We start from the raw sequence: 20,409 nt of genomic DNA, 5'->3' as shown, positions 1-20,409 counted from the left end.
TTTCAGGGGGAGGGGGCGGGCTTGCGAACAACCCTATGCGAGCCCGCCAACCCCCGCAGAAGACGCGACCTCAGTTCGCGTTGCGCCACTTGCGCCCGTGCCGCCCGATCAGGCGGTCGGCGTCGGCCGGGCCCCAGGACGCGGCCTCGTACGCCGGGATCGGTGAGTTGTCCCGGTCCCAGTGCTCGATGATCGGGTCGACGATCCGCCAGCACTGCTCGACCTCGTCACTGCGGATGAACAGCGACGCGTCACCGATCAGCGCGTCCAGCAGGAGACGCTCGTACGCCTCCGGTGACTCCTCGACGAACGTCCCGTCGTACGAGAAGTCCATGCTCGCCGTGCGCACCCGGAAGGAGTGACCGGGCACCTTGGCACCGAAGCGCAGCGAGATGCCCTCGTTCGGCTGGATCCGCAGGATCAGCGCGTCGGCCTCCAGGCCGGTCAGCTGATCGGTCGGGATCGGCAGGTGCGGCGGCCGCTGGAACTGCAGCGCCACCTCGGTGAGCCGGTGCGGAAGCCGCTTGCCGGTCCGCACGTAGAACGGCACCCCGGCCCAGCGCCAGTTGTCGACGTTCAGGCGCATCGCCGCATACGTCTCGGTACGCGACAGCGGGTCGACACCGACCTCCTCGCGGTAGCCGGCCATCAGCTCCTCACGGGTGCCGCCCCGGGTGTACTGACCGCGGACGGCCGCCTCGGCGATGTCCCGGTCGGTGGGCAGCCGGATCGCCTGGAGCAGCTTCACCTTCTCGTTGCGCAGGCCCTCGGCGCCGAACGACGCGGGCGGCTCCATCAGGGCCAGCGCGAGCACCTGGAGAACGTGGTTCTGCACGATGTCGCGCATCGCGCCGGCGTTCTCGTAGAAGCCGCCGCGGGTGCCGACGCCGAGCGTCTCGGCGACGGTGATCTGCACGTGGTCGACCCAGGAGCGGTCCCAGATCGGCTGGAAGATCGAGTTGGCGAAGCGCAGCGCCAGCACGTTCTGGACGGTGTCCTTGCCCAGGTAGTGGTCGATCCGGAAGACCTGCGGCTCGTCGAACGCGCTGTGCACGACGGCGTCCAGCTCGCGGGCCGTGGCGAGGTTCCGCCCGTACGGCTTCTCGATGACCAGCCGGGAGAAGGAGCCCTCGCGCGGGTGGTTGAGCCCGGCACCGGCCAGCCCGTTGATCACCGGCTCGAAGGCGCCGGCCGGGGTGGAGAGGTAGAAGAGCCGGTTGCCGGACGTGCCGCGCTGCGCGTCCAACTCGTCGAGGGTCTCGGCGAGGCGCTTGTAGGTCTCCGGGTCGTCGTAACCGCCGGCGACATAGCGCACGCCGCCCTGGAGCTGGCGCTTCTCGGCGAGGCTGCGGTTGCCGAGCGCGCTGTCGGCGAACTGCTCGTCGGTCATGGGCGTGCGTGCGACACCGACGAGGGCGAACTGATCCGGCAGCCGGTTGTGCCGGGCCAGGCTCTCGACCGCCGGTAGCAGCTTGCGCCGGGTCAGGTCACCGGAGGCGCCGAAGATCACCAGCGTGGCTGGTGGCGCGCTGCGCTCCTGGATGAGCTGAGGTGCGTGGTCCATCTTCTGCGTGTCCTCCGACCGGTTCGATGCCGTCCGTTTGAACCTTACGCAGCGGAACCACCGGAGGGTTCACCACGTGGTGGCGAACACGGCCGGGCTATCGTGAAAAAAGTGGCAAAATGGTCCCAAAGGTCTGGCAACCGAGGGAGACCCTGTGAAGTACCGGCTCGTGACCCGCAGCGACTTCGACGGCCTCGTGTGCGCCGTGCTGCTGCGTCACCTGGACATGATCGACGACATCATGTTCGTGCACCCCAAAGACGTGCAGGACGGTGTCGTCGAGGTGACCGACCGGGACATCCTCACCAACCTTCCGTACGACGCCCGTGCTTATCAGGTCTACGACCACCACCACTCGGAGACCCTGCGTAACGAGGGCGGCAGGGACAACCACGTCATCGACGCCGACGCGCCGTCCGCGGCCCGGGTGATCTTCGAGCACTTCGGCGGCAAGGCGCGCTTCCCGCAGGTCTCCGACGAACTGATGCGCGCGGTGGACCAGGCCGACTCGGCGGACTACACGCTCACCGACATCCTCAGCCCCACCGGCTGGACGCTGCTCAACTTCCTGATGGACAGCCGGACCGGGCTCGGCCGGTTCCGCAACTTCCGGATCTCCAACTACCAGCTGATGATGCAGCTCATCGACGCCTGCATCGAGCTTCAGGACGTGCACGACATCCTGGCGCTGCCCGACGTGATCGAGCGTTCCGAGCTCTACCACGAGTGCTCGGCCAGGTTCGTGGAGCAGCTGCACCGGGTCTGCCGGCTCGACGGTGACGTGGTGATCGTGGACCTGCGCGAGGAAGAGGTCATCGAGGCGGGCAACCGGTTCATGGTCTACGCGCTGTTCCCGGAGGCCCGCGTCTCGATGCACATCATCTGGGGCCGGCAGAAGCTCAACACGGTGTTCGCCTGCGGCAAGTCGATCCTCGACCGCAGCTCACCCGTCGACATCGGCGAGGTGATGCTGCGCTACGGCGGCGGCGGGCACCTCGCGGCGGGCACCTGCCAGGTACCGCACGACGAGACGGAGCGGGTGGAACACGAGATCATCGACGCGCTGCGCACCGAGCGGGTCGTCCCGGTCTGAGCCCGCGCCGTCCCGCTGTCCGGATTCTTGTGCCGGCCCGTGTTGTCCTGGTCCGGGTATGCGTACGGGCGGGGAGTCGCCTCCCCGCCCGCACGACGCGCGGATCACGGGCCTTGCCCGGGGCCCCACCCGCCGGTCGTGGCCGAGCGCCCCACGCGCTTGCCCACGACGTCCTCACGCCCACCCGCGTGAGGTTTTCCCTGCAGGACCCGGCCTGCGTGGGAGTCTTCGTCAGCCCTTGAAGGCCCACTTGCTGGTGCCGCTGCCCGCCGCGACGGGCTCCTTCTCGCTCTCGTCCTCGTCCGCGCCCTCCGGTTCGGCCGGCGTGTCGCCCGGCTCCTCCTCGGCGCGGTGCCGGTTGCGCAGCATCACCCAGCCGGCCCCGAGCAGGGCCAGCACGGCGACCACCCAGCCGGAGATCGACATCAGCGAGGGGCCGGCGTCGGCGTCGTCCAGGATCTTGTCGAACGCGGCTTGCTCGCCCGGGGTGAGATCACCCGTGGTGCCGGTGCCGGTGCCGTTGTGGTGGGTGCCGGTCGCGGAGCCGTCCGACGGGGTCAGCGACAGCGTTGCCGTCTGCGCCGGTGCCTTCGAGCCGTCCGCGTACTTCATCTCCACGGTGAACTTCATCGTGCTCAGCTGCGGCAGCGGGCCGGCCGCGAGGCCCAGGTCCGCGGCCTGGCCGGGAGCGAGGGTCTTGCCCACCGCGAGCCAGGTGATGGAGCTGGGCACCGTGGTGATCGGCGACGCGCCGTGGATGGGCTGGATCGGCGTGCTCAGTTCCTGCCACTCGATCTTCGGCGCCCAGGTGTCGACGGACAGCGGATAGAGCTCCGCGATCGGGGTGTCTGCCGGCGTGCGCACGGTCACCTCGGTCACCGGCACGGTGCCCTCGTTGGACACGTGGAAGTACAGATTCTCGCCACTGCCCTGCGCCGCGGTCGCCGGGCTCACCGTCACGTCCGCCGCCGCCGGAGCGGCCGCGGAGAGTACGACGCCGGTGGTCACAGCGGCCAGTACGCCCGCGCGGCGGGCCATCCCCAGATGCCTCACGACATGTAGTTCGGATCACGCGTCCCGATGGTTCAACGAGTTCGCAGAACTTTTCGAGATCCCGCATGATGAGCGGATGCGCGATGTGCCGATCGACGGGGACATGATCCGGCTGGGTCAGTTCCTCAAACTCGCCGACCTCATCGAGACCGGGGGAGAGGCCAAGATCGTCATCGCCTCCGGCGACGTCACGGTGAACGGCGAGGTGGACATGCGCCGCGGCCGCCAGCTGCACGCGGGAGACGTGGTCGAGGTGCTGGGGCGCATCGCCAGGGTGGTTCCGTAACACCTGCGGCGGGAAAGTCGCGAGGAGTCGGAACCCGGTGGCGGGCCGGTTCGTCGTACCGTTCATGACCCGAACCCGCGGCCTCCTGATCGCCGCCGCAGCCATCCCCATCCTCCTGGGCGCCTGCGCCCGGCCGGGCACGTCGGCCGGGGCCGGTGACTCCGGCCCGGTCGTCGAGAGCGCCTCCGTTCCCGCCTCGGACGACAGCACCGCGGTGATCCGCGTCGAGTACCGGGGCGGTTTCGTCCCGCCGGAGTTCCTGCTCGGCCGCCTGCCGATGATCTCGGTCTACGCCGACGGCCGCGTGATCACCGACGGCCCGGTGCCGCTGATCGCGCCCGGACCGGCCCTGCCCAACCTCCAGGTGCAGCAGATCGATCAGGCCGTGCTCAAGGAGCTGACCGCCGAGGCCCTCGCGGCCGGCGTGAAGAACGGCACCGACTTCGGCTCGCCCGGCGTGGCCGACATCCCCAGCACCCGGGTCACCGTCGTCACCGCCGAGGGCACGCAGGTCGCCGAGGCGGTCGCGCTGCGCGAGGCACAGGCCGACGACCCGGCGCTGAGCGCGGAGCAGAAGGCGGCCCGCAAGAAGCTGGTGAACTTCGTCGACCGGCTCACCGCGCTGTCGACCGCCGAGGGCATGCCGGCCCCCGCGGCGTACCAGCCGGCGCAACTGGCCGCGCTCGCCTCGCCGTGGACCGACCCGGGTGACAACCTGTCCGGCAAACCCACCGCGTGGCCCGGCCCCGAGCTGCCCGGCAGCTACCTGGACAAGGCCCTCGAGATCCGCTGTGTCGCGGTCACCGGTAAGGAGAAGGACGCGGTGCTGGCCGCCGCCGAGAAGGCCAATCAGCAGACGCCGTGGGTCTCCGCCGGCAAGCAGTGGCGCGTGATGTTCCGCCCACTGCTGCCCGACGAGTCCGGCTGCGCCGCGCTGCGGAGCGCCGGATGACCCCGTTCGACGACCCGTTCGACCTCGGGCCCGACGCCGGCGGTTCCAGCGGCAGCGCGGGCCCGGGGCCGGTCGAGCCGGTTCCGGCCCGCACCCTGTGCCGGATGCGGGGCGTCGGCGCCCGCGCCCGCACCCGATACCGCGGCGGCCCGCCGCGCTGACCGGCCGGTGCCGCGGGGACGTCCGCGGCGCCGGCCACCCATCTGATACCTCATCGGAGGGTCGGGAGTGGACGAGTGGCCGTGCTGCCCCGGCCACCCAGCGTATTGACCATGATCGCGGAGCGCCGATAGCGTCTCTCACCTGGGGAAACTTCGGGGGATGACGCCATGGTCGCTGCGCCGTGATCAGTCAGGACGATTTCATCTGGTTCACCACGCAGGCCGCCCGTGTCTACCAGGTCGAAGAGGACGAGATCACCGCGGCCGCGGATCGCCTCGGTGTCCCTGACCAGCGGCGGCACGCGCGCGAGATCTGTGAGCTCCACATCGCCCTGATCAACGTGGCGGCTGCTCATCAGTGGTGCCGGGCCGGCTGCGAGACCTGCCTGGCGATCCGCGAGGCGATCACGGTGGCGATGGCCGTCCTCCGTACCGAGGTCGACTCCCAGTTCCGCCTGATGTTCGACGGACCGGCCCGCGGTGTGGCGATGCCCGAGGCGCAGTCCTGGACCGAGACGCGTGCCGGAGCCGTCTATCGGGGCGGTCAGGCTTCGGCTTGAGAACGGCCGGGAATGCGAAAGCCCGCCCCGGGAGCGGGGCGGGCCGGGAAATCGCAGGTCAGTGGACTTCGAGCAGGTCCACGACGAAGATCAGGGTCTCGTTCGGCTTGATGGCGCCGGCGGCACCGCGCGCGCCGTAACCCAGGTGCGGCGGGATGACGAGACGACGGCGGCCGCCCACCTTCATGCCGGCCACGCCCTGGTCCCAGCCGGCGATGACCTGCTGGCCACCGACCCGGAAGCCGAACGGCTCGCCCCGGTTGTAGGAGGCGTCGAACTCCTTGCCCGTGGACTGGGCGACACCCACGTAGTGGACGCTCACGAAGTCGCCGGACTTCGCCTCCTGACCCTCCCCGTCAGCGATGTCCTCGATCAGCAGTTCGCTGGCGGGGGACTCGGGAATGGGGCCGACATCGGGCTTGCTCATGAAACCTCCAGATTTCTTACCGGACTCGGCCATGCAATCACAGCTTCGTGGTCGCTGAACGAGCGGTGCCGCAAGTACGTACCCACGGGTGGCCGGGAAACTCCCGGCCGTGCCGCCGTACCCGGGAGATCCAGTGTTCGTCCGCCGCCTCGCCGTCACCGGCCTGCTCGCCGCCGCCTCCGTGCCCGCGATTCCCACTCCCGCCCTCGCCCACGGCGCCCCGGTGACGCCGATCAGCCGCTCGGCGGCGTGCGGGGGGAACGGCACCGAGCGTACGGCCGCCGCCTGCAAAGCCGCGCTCAAGGCGACCGGGGGCTTCCTCGGCGCCTTCGACAACCTGCGCCTGGCGAACGTGAAGGACGACCGCGCCAGCGTGCCGGACGGCAAGCTGTGCAGTGGAGGGCTGGACGCCTACCGGGGACTCGACCTGGCCCGGGACGACTTCCCGGCGACCGAGGTCAAGTCCGGGGAGCGGCTCGCGGTGTCGTACCGGGGGACGATTCCGCACCAGGGTGTGTTCCGGATATTCCTCACCCGGACGGGTTACTCCGCGGCGAAGAAGCTGACGTGGGACGACCTCGGGGCGAAGCCGATCGCCGAGGTCACCGATCCGCCGTTGCGGGACGGGGCGTACCGGATGCGGGTGACGCTGCCGGAGCGGACCGGGCGGCACATGCTCTACGTGGTGTGGGAGACGACGAGTACGCCGGACACCTACTACTCGTGCTCCGACCTGGTCTTCCCGGCCGCGGCGAAGAAGGCGGCCGTGACGAGGGCGCCGGCGTCGCGTACCCCTGCCTCGTCTGCTCCTTCTTCTGCCGCACCCTCGTCCGCCGCTCCCTCGGCGGCGGCTCCTCCCGCACCCACCTCCGAGGCTCCGGAGACGGCCGACACGGTGCTCACGTCCGCCGAGAAGCCCGCGGAGCCCGGGATGGTCACTCTCGGACACTGGCTGGTTTTGGGAGCGCTCACAGCAGCCGCCCTGGTCATCGCCGGTGCGGGCCTCTCCCGGCTGCGCCGCCGCCGCGGACAGTGAGCCGATTCTGAGAATTTGTTGAACCGCCCAGGTGTGGATCTCGTACTGATCGGCGTCGACATGCACCGCCCGTCCGGCCCCCAACAGACGACGAAAGGCCAAGCATGAGTCGTGTTCGTTACCGCGCCCCGGGACGTCAGTGGCTGTCCCGCCGCCGGGTCCTCGCCCTCGCCGCAACCGGCGTCGGCGTCTCCGCGGTTTCGGTCGCCGGCCTCAGCCTCGCCGGTGAGAACGAAGCCTCCGGCGACGGTTCCCCGCTGGTCATCTCGGTGCGTGACGCCAAGAAGGGCACGATCGACGTCTTTTCCGGCGAGAAGTTGAAGACCATCACCGACAAGAAGCTCGTCGCGAGCCTTCTCAAGGCCGCCGGCCGCTGAGCTGAAGAGGATTCAGAAAAATGTCTTCACACCGCGAAGCGCCGGAGATCAGCAAAGACCCGGTGGCCGACAGTTCCGACCTGTACGCGTTCGTCAGCCCCGACGACCCGGACACGGTCACCCTGATCGCCAACTACGTTCCGTTGCAGCTCCCGGCGAGCGGCCCGAACTTCTTCGAGTTCGGCGACGACGTGCTCTACCAGATCCACATCGACGCGAACGGTGACGCCCGCCCCGACGTCACCTACCAGTTCCGGTTCCGCACCGAGCTGCGCAACGACCGTACGTTCCTCTACAACACCGGCCCGATCGAGTCCCTGGACAGCGAGAACTGGAACCGCCGTCAGTTCTTCTCGGTGACCAAGGTCGACGGCCACGGCAAGAGCACCGTCCTGGCGAAGGACCTGCCCTGCCCGCCCTGCAACGTCGGCCCGCTCTCGATCCCCGACTACGAGAAGCTCGCCGCCGACGCCGTGCACAAGCTGAAGACCGGTGAGAAGGTCTTCGCCGGCCAGCGCGCCGACGCCTTCTTCGTCGACCTGGGCTCGATCTTCGACCTGGGCACCCTGCGCCCGTTCCAGGACAAGCACCTGGTCGGCCAGAACCTGTTCAACTACGCCGGCAAGGCGGTCAACGCCACCGACAAGACGAACGTGCACAGCATCGCCGTGCAGGTCCCGCTGCACATGGTCCGCCGCGACGGCAAGAAGCGGGTACGCGGACGCGACGCCGGAGCGGTCATCGGCGTGTGGACGTCGGCCAGCCGCCGCCAGGTGGAGGTGCGCAACGGCGACGGCAAGTCCGCCGACGTGGTCGTGGGTCCCCCGGTCCAGGTGTCCCGGCTGGGCAACCCGCTGTTCAACGAGGTCATCGTGCCGATGGCGCAGAAGGACAAGTGGAACGCGCTGCCGCCGAGCGAGGACAAGCGGTTCGCCGAGTTCGTCGCCACCCCCGAGCTGGGCGCGCTGCTGCCGGTGCTCTACCCGGGCCTGTTCGACAAGCTGGACGCGCTCAACAAGACCAAGGAGCCCCGGGCCGACCTGCTCGCGATCCTGCTCACCGGTATCCCGGACGGCATCATCGACGGCTTCCAGAACAACACCGGTGACCTGCAGGCCGACATGCTGCGGCTGAACACGGCCATCCCGCCGGCCGAGAAGGAGAACAAGTTCGGCGTGGTCGGCGGCGACCTGGCCGGCTTCCCCAACGGGCGGCGCATCGCCGACGACGTGGTCTCCATCTCGCTGCGCGCCATCGCCGGGGCCACGGTCCCGCTGGTGAACGCCGACTTCGAGCCGGACGCCGCGGCCGCGCTGGTGGAGCAGGGCCTGAGCATCAAGGACTCCAGCGCCAAGCTGCTCAAGAAGTTCCCGTACCTGGGCACCCCGTTCGACGGCTTCGGGAACCCCTCATGACCCACGCGCACAGCCACGGCTCCGGGCACCACCATCACCACACGCTCGCCCCGTCCGGTCAGGGCACCGTGATGCTGAACATCGGCGGGGGGATCGGCGCGCTGATCATCCACACCGACGGGCAATGGCACGGTCACGAGATCGAGGTGAGCCCGGCGGGGGCTCCGGAGGACCGTACGCACGCCGCGGTCCGCGCCCGTTATGTCCGGGGTGGGGTCACCTTCAGTGTGGTCCTCGACGCCCTCCCGCAGGGCCGGTACCTGCTCTGGCAGGACGCCGCGGAGCCATTGGCCGAGGTGGAGGTCCACGGCGGGTCGGTCACCGAGTTCGCCTGGCCGGTCGACGCGATTCCCGGACGGGGCCTGCTTCCGGTTTAGTGTGAAGGCATGGCAGGCGGCCTGAATCGCGGACCGGTGTCACCGGGAGCGGACATTCCGGTCCACATCGGACTGCGCACCACCGACATGGAGGAAGCGCGGGCCTTCTGCCGCAAGATGTACTACGGACCCCTGCGGATCGAGCCGGTCGGCGACCCCCGGCGCTTCCATTTCAGCGCCGACGTGGTCCTGCTCGGCCCGATCACGCTGGGCGAGGTGGGGTACGGCACCGACATCCGGGTGTCGATAGCGGCCCTGGAGACGTCGTACCACGTCCTCGTCCCGCTCACCGGGGTACTCACCTCCCGGCACCGCGGCGCGGTCGTCCTCGCCGACCCGACCCGCGCCGTGGTGTACCGGCCCACCGGCGACATCGAACTCGAATGGCCCGGCACCTGCCGCCTGCTGAGCGTCAAGGTGGAACGGGCGGCGCTGGAACGCGAACTCGACGCGGCCCTCGACCAGCGGGTGGTGTCACCGCTGCCGCTGGGCGCCAGCTTCGACCTGGTGGACGGCCCCGGCCGGACGTGGGCGGCGCTGGTCCGGCTGCTCCTCACCGAGCTGCGCGGCCGCAACGGGCTGGCCAGCCAGCCGCGGATGGCGGCACGCTGGCGGGACATGGTGGTGAGTGGGCTGGCCCTCACCGTGGAGCACCCTTACGGTGAGGAACCGGCAGGGCTTCAAGGACCACACCGTCCGCGTACGGTCAAACGCGCTCTTGACGTGATGCACACGGAGCCGTGGCGTCCCTATACCGTGGGTGACCTGGCTGATGTGGCTGGTGTGGGGGTTCGGGTGCTGCAGGAGTCGTTTCGGCAGCATGTGGGGATGCCGCCGCTCACCTATCTGCGGCGGTTGCGGCTTGATGGGGTTCACGCTGAGTTGTCGCGTTCCGAGGATGGGAAGGCGAGCGTGAGCGAGATCGCCTATCGATGGGGGTTCACGCATCTGGGGCGGTTCGCGGCGGTTTATCGGGATCGGTTCGGGGTCTCGCCGTCCCACACGCTGCGCGGCCGCGATTAGCGCCTCTTTCCGGTAGCCCCTGCCGGAGGCGAGCCTGCGGCCGCTCCCCGAGGCGGGCCGCCGGGCTTGCGCAAGATCGACTGGGGTAGGTAGCAGCACACGTTGGGGTTGCGTGTGCGTTGACAGGGCTCGGGCCGCGCTGATCGGCCGGCTTACAGCTCGATGCGCTGGCCCTTGCCGATGACGACCACCCCGTTGTCGCTGACCGTGTAGAGCTTGCGGTCGCGATCGAGGTCGACGCCGATCTGCGCGCCCTCGGGGATGATCACGTTCTTGTCGATGATGGCGTTGCGGATGATCGAGCGGCGGCCCACCGAGACGCCCTCCATGATGACCGCGCCGTCGACGTGGGCCCACGAGTTGACCCGCACGTTGGGGGAGATCACGGAGCGTTCGACGAGGGCGCCGGAGACCACCACGCCGGGGGAGATCATCGAGTCGATGGCGCGGCCCTGCCGGTCGTCGTAGCCGTGGACGAATTTCGCCGGCGGCCACGAGCCGTAGTTGGTGAAGATGGGCCAGTCGTGGTTGTAGAGGTTGAAGATCGGCAGGGTGGCGATCAGGTCCATGTGGGCCTCGTAGAACGAGTCGAGGGTTCCCACGTCGCGCCAGTAGCCGAGGTCGCGGTCGGTGCTACCGGGCACGTCGTTGTCGCGGAAGTCGTAGACGTTCGCCTCGCCGCGCTCGACGAGCATGGGGATGATGTTGCCGCCCATGTCGTGTTTGCTGTCCGGGTTCTGGGCATCGGCGCTGACCGCCTCGCAGAGCGCCCGGGTGGTGAACACGTAGTTGCCCATCGACGCGTAGACCTCGCCGGGGGCGTCGGCCAGGCCGACGGCGTCGCGGGGCTTCTCGCGGAACGCGCGGATCCGCTTGCCGTCCTCGCCGACCTCGATCACGCCGAACTGGTCGGCGAGCGACAGCGGCTGGCGGATGCCGGCGACGGTGACCGCGGCGCCCGAGGCGATGTGGTCGTTCACCATCTGCTTCGGGTCCATCCGGTAGATGTGGTCGGCACCGAAGACGATCACGTAGTCCGGGGACTCGTCGTTGATCAGGTTGAGGCTCTGGTAGATGGCGTCGGCGGAGCCGGCGAACCAGCGCGGGCCGAGCCGCTGCTGCGCGGGGACCGGGGTGACGTAGTTGCCCAGGAGCGTGGACATCCGCCAGGTCTTGGAGATGTGCCGGTCCAGTGAGTGCGACTTGTACTGGGTCAACACGACGATCTTGAGATACCCCGCGTTGGCGAGGTTGGAGAGCACGAAGTCGATCATGCGGTAGATGCCGCCGAACGGTACGCCGGGCTTGGCCCGGTCCGCCGTCAGGGGCATCAGGCGCTTGCCTTCTCCACCAGCCAGAACAATCGCAAGCACCTTGACAGCCATGGGAAGGACGCTAATGTGACCGCCGCCCGTCCGCCACCCGAAAGGGCGGTTCGAAATATCTTGCGGATCTTGCAGACAGCTTACTCGGGCGCAACGAGCGCGGCTCCGGGCGCGGCACGGGCGATGGCGCGGGCGATGGCGCGGGCGATGGCCGAGGCACGCGTCGATGACTCGATCACTTCGCCTCCACCATGAGGCCCGCGGCGGCGAAGTATCCTGCGACACGTGACCGCATCGGGAACTGAGCAGCTGCGCGCCGACCTGATCACCCGCGAATACCCGCCGGAGGTGTACGGGGGAGCCGGGGTCCACCTGGAGTACCTGGCTCGTGACCTGCGCGGCCTCGCCGACGTGCGGGTGCACTGCTTCGGCGCCGAGCGGGACGAGCCCGGTGTCACGGCGTACCCCGAACCCGCCGAGCTGTCGGGTGCGAACGCGGCCCTGCGCACCATGGGGGTGAACCTCGCGATGGCCGCCGGGTGCGCCGGGGCGGACGTCGTGCACAGCCACACCTGGTATGCGAACTTCGCCGGTCACACCGCGAAGCTGCTGCACGGCATCCCGCACGTGGTGACCACGCACAGCCTGGAGCCGCTGCGCCCGTGGAAGGCCGAGCAGCTCGGCGGCGGTTACGCGCTCTCGTCGTTCTGCGAGCGGACCGCGATCGAGCACGCCGACGCGATCATCGCGGTCTCCGGCGGGATGCGGCGTGACGTGCTCAAGGCGTACCCGTCGGTGAATCCCGGAAAGATCCACGTCGTCTACAACGGCATCGACACCGAGCTGTACCAGCCGAACCGCGGCACCGACGTGGTCGACCGGCTCGGCATCGACCGCAGCCGCCCCAGCGTCGTGTTCGTCGGCCGGATCACCCGGCAGAAGGGCCTGCCGTACCTGATGCGGGCCTGCCACGACCTGCCCGCCGAGACCCAGATCGTCCTGCTCGCCGGCGCACCGGACACCCCCGAGATCGCCGCCGAGGTGGAGAGCCTGGCCCGCGACCTGCGCGAGGCCCGCGACCCGCAGGGCGTGATCTGGGTGCAGGAGATGCTGCCCAAGCAGGAGGTCATCCAGGTTCTCACGCACGCCACGGTCTTCGTCTGCCCCTCGGTCTACGAGCCGATGGGCATCGTCAACCTGGAGGCGATGGCCTGCGAGACCGCGGTGGTCGCCACCGCGACCGGCGGCATCCCCGAGGTGGTCGCGGACGGCGAGACCGGCCTGCTGGTGCCGATCGAGCAGGTGGAAGACGGTACGGGCACGCCCGTCGACCCGGCGAAGTTCGTCGCCGACCTGGCGGCCACCCTGACCCGGGTGCTGCGTGACCCGCAGCTCGCCGAGCAGATGGGCCGGGCCGGCCGCCGCCGCGCGGTCGAGCACTTCAGCTGGTCCCGGATCGCCGAGGACACCCTCGAGGTCTACCGGTCGGTGCTGTGACCTTGCTCAAGAAGCCACCCCTGCAGGTGGCCCTGCTGCTGGCCGTGGTCCTGTTCGCGGTCGCGGTGCTCGGGGTCGGCCTGCTCCGGGCGGCGTTCTACGAGCCGGCCGCGGTGACCAGCACCGCTGTTCCGGGCGTACCGGCTCCGGCGCCCACCGCGACCGGGAAGTGCGGGACCCAGCCGGTCAAGGCCGCTCGCGAGTTGCGCGGGATGTGGCTGACCACGGTCTACAACATCGACTTCCCGAGCAAGCCGGGCCTGTCCCAGGCGCGGGTGAAGTCCGAGTACCTGGGGTGGCTGGACCTGGCGGTCGCCCAGCGGCACAACGCGATCTTCGTGCACGTCCGCCCGAGCGGCGACGCGTTCTGGGACTCGAAGTTCGCGCCGTGGTCGAACTGGCTGACCGGCAAGCTGGACGGCACCGATCCCGGCTGGGACCCGATGGCGTTCATGGTCGACGAGGCGCACAAGCGAAACCTGGAATTCCACGCCTGGTTCAACCCGTACCGTGGCACGCAGCCCGCACCCACCGGAGCCGGCGCCGACCTCGCCAAGCTCGCCCCCGATCACCCGTTGCGGCTTCACCCGGAGTGGCGCCTCGCCTATCCCACCGGCAAGGCGAGCCGGCTCTACTTCGATCCCGGCATCCCGGAGGCGCGCAAGTTCGTCGAGGACTCGATGCTGGAGGCGGTGGAGAGGTACGACGTCGACGGCGTCCACTTCGACGACTTCTTCTACCCGTACCCGGAGAACGGCCAGGACTTCCCCGACAAGGCGTCCTACGCGAGGTACGGCGGCGGGAAGACCAAGGCCGACTGGCGCCGGGAGAACGTGAACACCCTGGTCCGCGAGATGCACGAGCGCCTCCAGGAGATCAAGCCGTGGGTCAAGTTCGGGATCAGCCCGTTCGGCATCTGGCGCAACCAGGGCGAGGGCTCCGACTCCAAGGGCCTGGAGAGCTACAGCGCGATCTACGCGGACACCCGCAAGTGGGTGCGCGAGGGCTGGCTCGACTACATCGTGCCGCAGTTGTACTGGACGATCGGCTTCGACAAGGCCGACTACGCCAAGGTGCTGCCGTGGTGGGTGCGGACGGTCAAGGACACGCAGGTGCAGCTCTACATCGGCATGGCCGACTACCGGGTGGGTGAGAAGGGCGACTGGAGCGACCCCGCCCAGCTGGACAAGCAGATGCAGCTCAACGACAAATACGGCGTGCAGGGCCAGGTCCATTTCAGCGCCAAGCAGATCCGGGAGAACCGGCTGGGCTCGGTGGCGCGCTATCAGAGCCGGCATTACGCCTCGCCCGCGCTGCTGCCCAGGATGGCTCGCCTGCCGGCTGCACCGCCCGCGGCACCCCGCATCACCGGCGCCGAGCGTTCCGCCGGCGGTTCTCTGACCATCAGGACGGCGCCGGGTGGGCGATCCACGAGCTGGGCCCTTTACCGTACGCAGGAAAACAGTGCCACCCTCGTCGCCACCGGCCGCACCGGCACCGCCGTCACGGACCCGAAACCACCCGCCGGCACCGCCACCTACTGCCTGAGCGCCCTCGACCGCTCCGGCAACGAGGGCCCGATCAGCGCACCCTTCACCACGACCGGCTCCTGACCACGACGTGACCGGGGTCGATACGATCCGTATCGATACCGGGACCTCGGGGAAGGCGTCCAGCGCAGTGAGCAGTGAGCCCATTCTCTACCGTCAGACCCTGCGCCTGCTCCGGCTGTCGCTGATCGTCTTCGCCCTGATCGCGGTCCTCTCCCTGGTGGTGCTGTCGCCGATCGGGATGCGGTGGTTCGCCGACGGCCAGGCCGACTGGTCACAGCTGTCCGACATCGGCCAGGCCTACGGCGGGATCTCCGCGATCCTGTCCACGCTGGCGATCCTCGGCGTCGCCGTCTCGCTGATCCTGCAGAACCGGCAGGTGCGCGCCGAGCAGGCGCTCACCCTGCGGAACCGGCAGATGGAGATCATCAAGATCACCATCGACAATCCGGAGCTGGCGATCCAGGAGCCGGAGTACGGCGGTGACACCGGCGCCATTCTCCTGGGCATGCACTCGAACCTGTGGATGCAGCAGTGGCGGATGGCCTGGGATCTCGGCTTCATCGGCGACGCGGAGGTGCGCAACCAGGCCGCGCAGCTCTTCATGGACGAGCGCCGGCACCACTGGTGGGACCAGTTCGGCCCGGGCTGGGACGGCGACGCCCGCCATTTCAAGAGCGGCACGTCCTTCGTCAGCCTCGTCGACCAGGGGATGCGGGTCGCGAAGCAGCGGCTCGCCGAGACCGCGGCGGCCGCATCGGCGGCGGCATCGGCGGCTGAGACGGCGGCGGCATCGGCGGCTGAGACGGCGGCGGCTGAGACGGCGGCGGCGGGCGACCCGGAGCCCTGATTCGCCGATACGATGCGGGCCATGTTTCGTCGTGACCCGGTCAAGCCGGCCGATCAGATCGTCACCGCATGGGAGCAGCGCGACGAGGGTGCCTTCCTGGCCGCCCTGGAAAAGCTGCCGCAGGCCGCCCGGCGCGCCAAGCCGGACCAGGTGCAGGCGGCGGTGGTGCGGCTCCTGCCGGTCCTGGCGGAGATCAGCCCCGGTTCCGGCGGCCACCTGGCCCAGCTGGCCGGCGCCATGGCCGACCTGGGCACCGACGTGACGGTGGTGGCGCCGATCCTGGTCCGCCGGGCGGCCGGGGTGCTGGAGCAGGCTGCGGAATTCGAGCGGGCCTACCGCGCCGAGCACGGCTCGGTGCCGTCGTCCGGGTTCGAGGCTGTGATCCCGCAGGTGATGGAGCGGTTCACCGGCGACCCCGCCCTGGTCGAGGCGTATTTCACCGCCAACCAGTGGGTCCAGCCGGTGATCTACCTGTCGCAGCGCAAGGAGTTCCGCGCCGCGGTCGCCGCCGTTCCCGACCGGCCGCGGCTGCTCTCCGCCGCCGGTGCCGCGAAGGACTTCGTGGACGCCGCCGGCTGGCTGCAGGGCCTGCTGGTCGTCGTCGACGACGAGCCGCTGATCGTGCTGCACCGTGCGACCGGGCGCGCCTTCCGGGTGACGATCAGCGGGATCGGTGACAACTTCCAGCTGCACACGCTGCTGGCCGGTGCTCTTGTCGGCGACGCCGGCGCCGGGCTTGCGGGCGAGCGTCCCAGCGCGGTGGAGATCGCCGCCGCGTCCGACGGCGACCCGGAGCCCGCCAACGGCATCCGCGGCACCTTCAACCTGGTCGACCACACCGGGGAGTGGATCTGGAACGAGGGCCACCCGGCCGACATCCCGGCCCTCGACGGCGTCCGGCTGGTCGTGATCGACCCGGCGCCGTACGACCGCACCTGGAACACCGGCCGCCTCTACCCACACATGAAACCCGAGCTCACCGTCGCAGGCGAGCTCCCCGCCGACGAGGCGGCCACCTGGTCGGGCCGGGTCAAACCGTCCCAGCGCTAGGACGGCATTCCGCGTTGGGGCAGGGTCTCGGTCCGGTCCCTCGTGACGCTCCGAGACCCCTTGTCACGCTCGGCGATCGGCGGCCCATGTTCGCCACCGCCGCGGCGCGCGGTGCGGAAACCGGGAGTGGTCATAGCCGCACCCATGGTCCGCACAACGGCGCGGGCCTCGATCACCGCTCACGGTCGGCGCTGCGGCCGTTCAGGCCGTCGTCACGACGTCAGGTCCTGACTCTCCTGGAACTATTCCGAGAGGCGTAAGCGTCGGCATCCATGCCTCACATCGTGCCGGATATGAAGATCGATGCCGAGTCGGATATTGATGGACGCAAGGTGGAACCGGCGACGGAGGTCAGCCGGTGACTTTGCCGCCGGCGACTTCCAGGTGGCGGTTGGTGGCGACCGCCTCCAGCATCCGGCGGTCGTGGGTGACCAGCAGCAGCGTTCCCGGGTAGGTGCTCAGCGCCGACTCCAGCTGCTCGATCGCCACCAGGTCCAGGTGGTTCGTCGGCTCGTCGAGGACCAGCAGGTTCACGCCGCGGGCCTGGAGCAGCGCCAGGGCCGCCCGGGTCCGCTCGCCCGGTGACAGCGACTCGGCGGGCCGCGTCACGTGGCCTGCGCGGAGGCCGAACTTGGCGAGCAGGGTCCGCACGTCGGCGTCGCTGAACGACGGGACGGCGGCGCCGAAGGCCTGGGCGAGGGGCGTGTCGCCGAGGAACAGGCCGCGTGCCTGGTCCACCTCGCCGACGACCACGCCGGGGCCGAGGTGCTGGGCGCCCTCGCCGATCGGGATGCGACCGAGCAGGGCGCCGAGGAGCGTGGACTTGCCGGAGCCGTTCGCGCCGGTGATGGCCACCCGGTCGCCCCAGTCGATCTGCAGGGTCACCGGTCCGAGAGTGAAGTCGCCACGTCGTACCGTCGCGTCTCGAAGCGTGGCCACCACCGCGCCCGCGCGGGGAGCCGCCGCGATCTCCATGCGCAGCTCCCACTCCTTGCGGGGCTCCTCGACGACCTCGAGCCGCTCGATCATCCGTTCGGTCTGCCGGGCCTTGGCCGCCTGCTTCTCGCTCGTCTCGCCGCGGAAGGCCTTCGCGACCTTGTCGTTGTCGGGGGCCTTGCGGCGGGCGTTGCGCACGCCCTTCTCCATCCAGGCGCGCTGCGTGCGCGCCCGGTCCAGGAGGTTCTCCTTCTTGTCCGCGTACTCCTCGAACTCCTCCCGGGCGTGCGCCCGGGCCCGCTCACGTTCCTCCAGGTAGCTGCTGTAGCCGCCGCCGTAGAGGTTGACCTGCTGCTGGGCCAGGTCGAGTTCGAGCACCTTGGTGACGGTGCGGGTGAGGAACTCGCGGTCGTGGCTGACCACCACGGCGCCCGCGCGCAGGCCGGTCATGAACGCCTCCAGGCGTGCCAGCCCGTCCAGGTCGAGATCGTTCGTCGGTTCGTCGAGAAGGTACAGGTCGTAGCGGCTGAGCAGCAGGGATGCCATGCCGGCGCGGGCCGCCTGCCCGCCGGAGAGCGCGGTCATGGGCAGGTCCAGGATGCCGGTCAGGCCCAGTTCCCCGGCGATCTGCGCGGCGCGTTCCTCCAGGTCGGCGCCGCCGAGGTCGAGCCAGCGCTCGAGCGCCACCGCGTATCTGTCGTCGGCGCCGGCCGCGCCCGCGGCGAGGTCTTCCGCCGCGGCGTCCATCGCGGCCTGCGCGGCCGCCACCCCGGTGCGCCGGGCCAGGAAATCGGTCACCGACTCGTCTGCGCGCCGCTCCCGTTCCTGGGGGAGATATCCGACGTTGGCGGCGGGCGGGCTGAGGGAGACGCTTCCGCTCTCCGTGGGGATCAAACCGGCGAGGGTACGCAGGAGCGTGGTCTTGCCCGCTCCATTGACCCCCACCAGCCCGATCACGTCACCCGGTGCCACCACCAGGTCGAGTCCGGAGAAGAGATTACGGTCGCCGTGCCCCGCGGCGAGTTCCCGGGCGATCATCGTGGCGCTCATCAGACGCCCATCGTAGGACGCAGGCTCAGCGGAGCTTGGCGCCGTACACGTGGTCGACGGTCATGGCGAGCAGCACGCGGCGGTCGGAGACCATCACCGAGCGGTACTCGTCCCAGTCGGGATGCTCGCCGGCGGCCTTCCGGTAGTAGTCCACCAGGGCTTCCACCTCGGGACCGTGCGGATCGGTGCCCGGGCCGATCAGCGTGGCGGTGCCGTCCGCGGTGGCCCAGGACCAGCCGTCGGCGCTCGTCACCTCGAGGGCGGCGCGGGGGTCCCGGCGCAGGTTCACCGTCTTGGCGCGCCCCTCGACCATCGAGACGTAGATGACGTCCTTCTCGCGGTCGTAGAACGGCGTCACCGGGGAGAGCTGTGGACGGCCGTCCGCCTTGATGGTGGCGAGCACACCGAGCCGGCTCTCCGCGAGCAGCGTGCGCGGGTCGAACAGGGTTGTCGTCATGTCCGTGCCAAGTCCGGCGGGGCAGCGCCTTATTCCGCGTCACGGTAACGTGAGCATTGCTCAACATCGATGCAAAAACGGGGGAATTCCGCGTGCTCAAACGCTTGTCTCATGCTGTCCTGGTTCTGATCGCGGCGACCGCATCGGGGGTGATGACGAGCCCCGGCGCCGCGCAGGCGGCCGCCACCTTCGCCCGGATCGACGCCTCGCCGTTCGTGCTCGACCCGTCCGACAGCTTCCAGCGATACGGCGACATCGTGTCCCGTATCGAGGCGAGCGGGAAGGTCACCAGCGCCGCGTCGCTGAGTGCCGCGATCGACGGCACCCAGGACTTCGAGCCCGTCTGGGGCTTCGGCAGCTACTCGACCGGGATCGCCGCCTCGCGAAACCCTGTCGGGTTCCGCTGGGACGGCGAGGACGACGACTGGAACGATCCGTGGCGCCCGCAGGGCATCACCGGCTCGTGGGACGCGCAGCCCAACCTGCTCTGGGAGAACCGGAAGATCGCCGTGACGAGCTGGCACGGCCCGCACGACCGGAACAACCCGAACAAGAACGTCGACGACTTCACCCGGCTCACTTTCGTCGACCACACCAGCACCTCGAGCCTGAAGTTCCGCGACGTGCTGCTCGTCGTGCCGAAGACCGTCGACGGGGTGGACACCTTCGCCAGGTTCAACTGGAACCACGGCGACGGCGTCGTCTGGTACGGCAACACGCTGCTGGTCGCCAACGGCGGCCGGATGCACGCGTTCAGCCTCAAGCACCTGTGGAAGATGACCCGCTCCGAGGAGGAGGTCGGTCTCGGCGCGGACGGCTCGAAGGCGCCGAGCGGGCGCTGGCACCGATACGTGCTGCCCATGGTCGGCGAGTACTTCCCGGAGTCCACGCCGCCGGACAACGGCTACATCGGCTGTGAGTCGCGCGTCAAGACGCGCCACTGCCTCAACTCGATCAGCCTCGACCGCCGCGGCAGCAACCGTGACTCGCTGGTCTCCGCCGAGTTCGTCGGCGACGACCTCGCCGGCGGCCGGGCGTTCCGCTGGCCGATGGACGCCTCGACCGCCCTGCCGCTGGTCCGCGAGGACGGCAAGGTGCACGCCGACGAGGCGTTCGTGTCGCCGATCTGGCACATGCAGGGCATCGCCAGCGACGGCGCCAACTGGTTCATCTCCGGCACGTGCGCCGGGGGCAGCGGCACCTGCGTCCACAAGGCCGCCCCCGACACGTCGCCGAGCCAGCAGGCCACGGTCAACCGCGGCCTGCAGAACCTGTCGTACCAGCCCGCCTACAACGGGTCGGCGCCGCGGTTGTGGGGCCTGACCGAGGGCAACGACCGGTTCGTCTTCAACATCTCGGTGCCGTAAGCG

Annotated in this window: 21 protein-coding genes; 15 read left to right on the top strand and 6 right to left on the bottom strand. The window is 69.7% G+C overall.

Going from position 1 to position 20,409, the window contains the following annotated elements; translation table 11 throughout:
- Window positions 1-70 precede the first annotated feature (70 nt).
- Window positions 71-1,564, bottom strand: a complete 1,494-nt coding sequence (gene zwf, locus ACFQV6_RS20390) for a glucose-6-phosphate dehydrogenase (protein WP_378029110.1) — start codon at window positions 1,562-1,564, stop codon at window positions 71-73.
- A 154-nt stretch (window positions 1,565-1,718) separates the two neighbouring features.
- Between zwf and ACFQV6_RS20385 the strand changes: the two genes are divergently transcribed.
- On the top strand, window positions 1,719-2,657 hold the full coding sequence (locus tag ACFQV6_RS20385) for an exopolyphosphatase (protein ID WP_378029109.1): 939 nt from the start codon (window positions 1,719-1,721) through the stop codon (window positions 2,655-2,657).
- A gap of 231 nt (window positions 2,658-2,888) precedes the next feature.
- Here ACFQV6_RS20385 and ACFQV6_RS20380 read toward each other — a convergent pair whose 3' ends face one another.
- A complete protein-coding gene (locus tag ACFQV6_RS20380) occupies window positions 2,889-3,695 on the bottom strand; it encodes a DUF1775 domain-containing protein (protein ID WP_378029108.1) in 807 nt (268 codons plus the stop codon).
- Between the two features lie 91 nt (window positions 3,696-3,786).
- Here ACFQV6_RS20380 and ACFQV6_RS20375 point away from each other — a divergent pair, with 91 nt between their 5' ends.
- From ACFQV6_RS20375 to ACFQV6_RS20360, 4 genes are all read left to right on the top strand, one after another.
- A complete protein-coding gene (locus ACFQV6_RS20375) occupies window positions 3,787-3,996 on the top strand; it encodes an RNA-binding S4 domain-containing protein (protein ID WP_378029107.1) in 210 nt (69 codons plus the stop codon).
- Window positions 3,997-4,060: 64 nt separating this feature from the next.
- Window positions 4,061-4,948 (top strand): hypothetical protein, encoded by an 888-nt coding sequence (locus ACFQV6_RS20370; RefSeq protein WP_378029106.1) that lies wholly within the window; start codon window positions 4,061-4,063, stop codon window positions 4,946-4,948.
- The gene (locus ACFQV6_RS20365) at window positions 4,945-5,109 is read left to right on the top strand and encodes a hypothetical protein (protein WP_378029105.1); all 165 of its coding nucleotides are present in this window, start codon (window positions 4,945-4,947) and stop codon (window positions 5,107-5,109) included. The genes ACFQV6_RS20370 and ACFQV6_RS20365 overlap by 4 nt, the downstream gene beginning before the upstream one ends.
- Before the next feature lie 182 nt (window positions 5,110-5,291).
- Complete coding sequence (locus tag ACFQV6_RS20360) at window positions 5,292-5,669, top strand: hypothetical protein (RefSeq protein ID WP_378029104.1); 378 nt, start codon at window positions 5,292-5,294, stop codon at window positions 5,667-5,669.
- A 58-nt stretch (window positions 5,670-5,727) separates the two neighbouring features.
- On the opposite strand, the gene ACFQV6_RS20355 is transcribed toward ACFQV6_RS20360, so the two are convergent.
- Window positions 5,728-6,096: an FKBP-type peptidyl-prolyl cis-trans isomerase gene (locus ACFQV6_RS20355; protein WP_378029103.1), complete on the bottom strand. Its 369-nt coding sequence runs from the start codon at window positions 6,094-6,096 to the stop codon at window positions 5,728-5,730.
- A 133-nt stretch (window positions 6,097-6,229) separates the two neighbouring features.
- Here ACFQV6_RS20355 and ACFQV6_RS20350 point away from each other — a divergent pair, with 133 nt between their 5' ends.
- The 5 genes from ACFQV6_RS20350 to ACFQV6_RS20330 all read left to right on the top strand — a co-directional run bounded on the left by ACFQV6_RS20350 (window position 6,230) and on the right by ACFQV6_RS20330 (window position 10,324).
- The gene (locus tag ACFQV6_RS20350) at window positions 6,230-7,132 is read left to right on the top strand and encodes a lytic polysaccharide monooxygenase (protein WP_378029102.1); all 903 of its coding nucleotides are present in this window, start codon (window positions 6,230-6,232) and stop codon (window positions 7,130-7,132) included.
- A gap of 104 nt (window positions 7,133-7,236) precedes the next feature.
- Entirely contained in the window at window positions 7,237-7,509 is a 273-nt protein-coding gene (locus ACFQV6_RS20345) for a hypothetical protein (protein ID WP_378029101.1), read from the top strand.
- Window positions 7,510-7,529: 20 nt separating this feature from the next.
- Window positions 7,530-8,924, top strand: coding sequence for a DUF4331 domain-containing protein (locus tag ACFQV6_RS20340; protein WP_378029100.1), 1,395 nt, complete (start codon window positions 7,530-7,532; stop codon window positions 8,922-8,924).
- Complete coding sequence (locus ACFQV6_RS20335) at window positions 8,921-9,301, top strand: phospholipase (protein ID WP_378029099.1); 381 nt, start codon at window positions 8,921-8,923, stop codon at window positions 9,299-9,301. The genes ACFQV6_RS20340 and ACFQV6_RS20335 overlap by 4 nt, the downstream gene beginning before the upstream one ends.
- A 9-nt stretch (window positions 9,302-9,310) precedes the next feature.
- On the top strand, window positions 9,311-10,324 hold the full coding sequence (locus ACFQV6_RS20330; RefSeq protein WP_378029098.1) for an AraC family transcriptional regulator: 1,014 nt from the start codon (window positions 9,311-9,313) through the stop codon (window positions 10,322-10,324).
- 152 nt (window positions 10,325-10,476) lie between these two features.
- Here the strand turns inward: ACFQV6_RS20330 and glgC are convergent, their stop codons facing one another.
- Complete coding sequence (gene glgC / locus ACFQV6_RS20325) at window positions 10,477-11,709, bottom strand: glucose-1-phosphate adenylyltransferase (RefSeq protein WP_378029097.1); 1,233 nt, start codon at window positions 11,707-11,709, stop codon at window positions 10,477-10,479.
- 225 nt (window positions 11,710-11,934) lie between these two features.
- Between glgC and glgA the strand changes: the two genes are divergently transcribed.
- From glgA to ACFQV6_RS20305, 4 genes are all read left to right on the top strand, one after another.
- Window positions 11,935-13,146 (top strand): glycogen synthase, encoded by a 1,212-nt coding sequence (glgA, locus tag ACFQV6_RS20320; protein ID WP_378029096.1) that lies wholly within the window; start codon window positions 11,935-11,937, stop codon window positions 13,144-13,146.
- Window positions 13,143-14,759: a glycoside hydrolase family 10 protein gene (locus tag ACFQV6_RS20315; protein ID WP_378029095.1), complete on the top strand. Its 1,617-nt coding sequence runs from the start codon at window positions 13,143-13,145 to the stop codon at window positions 14,757-14,759. The genes glgA and ACFQV6_RS20315 overlap by 4 nt, the downstream gene beginning before the upstream one ends.
- Before the next feature lie 67 nt (window positions 14,760-14,826).
- A complete protein-coding gene (locus ACFQV6_RS20310) occupies window positions 14,827-15,546 on the top strand; it encodes a DUF6082 family protein (RefSeq protein WP_378029094.1) in 720 nt (239 codons plus the stop codon).
- A gap of 21 nt (window positions 15,547-15,567) precedes the next feature.
- The gene (locus ACFQV6_RS20305; RefSeq protein ID WP_378029093.1) at window positions 15,568-16,596 is read left to right on the top strand and encodes a hypothetical protein; all 1,029 of its coding nucleotides are present in this window, start codon (window positions 15,568-15,570) and stop codon (window positions 16,594-16,596) included.
- Window positions 16,597-16,947: 351 nt separating this feature from the next.
- Here ACFQV6_RS20305 and ACFQV6_RS20300 read toward each other — a convergent pair whose 3' ends face one another.
- On the bottom strand, window positions 16,948-18,582 hold the full coding sequence (locus ACFQV6_RS20300) for an ABC-F family ATP-binding cassette domain-containing protein (protein WP_378029092.1): 1,635 nt from the start codon (window positions 18,580-18,582) through the stop codon (window positions 16,948-16,950).
- A gap of 25 nt (window positions 18,583-18,607) precedes the next feature.
- Entirely contained in the window at window positions 18,608-19,039 is a 432-nt protein-coding gene (locus tag ACFQV6_RS20295) for a PPOX class F420-dependent oxidoreductase (protein ID WP_378029091.1), read from the bottom strand.
- Between the two features lie 92 nt (window positions 19,040-19,131).
- On the opposite strand from ACFQV6_RS20295, the gene ACFQV6_RS20290 reads away from it, so the two are divergent.
- The gene (locus tag ACFQV6_RS20290) at window positions 19,132-20,406 is read left to right on the top strand and encodes a hypothetical protein (RefSeq protein ID WP_378029090.1); all 1,275 of its coding nucleotides are present in this window, start codon (window positions 19,132-19,134) and stop codon (window positions 20,404-20,406) included.
- Window positions 20,407-20,409: the final 3 nt, after the last annotated feature.

Origin of the sequence: Actinoplanes sp. GCM10030250 (assembly GCF_042666575.1) — a bacterium.
Lineage (GTDB): Bacteria > Actinomycetota > Actinomycetes > Mycobacteriales > Micromonosporaceae > Actinoplanes.
The sequence above is the reverse complement of the archived record's forward strand: the minus strand, read 5'-3'. Positions and strand labels throughout refer to the sequence as shown.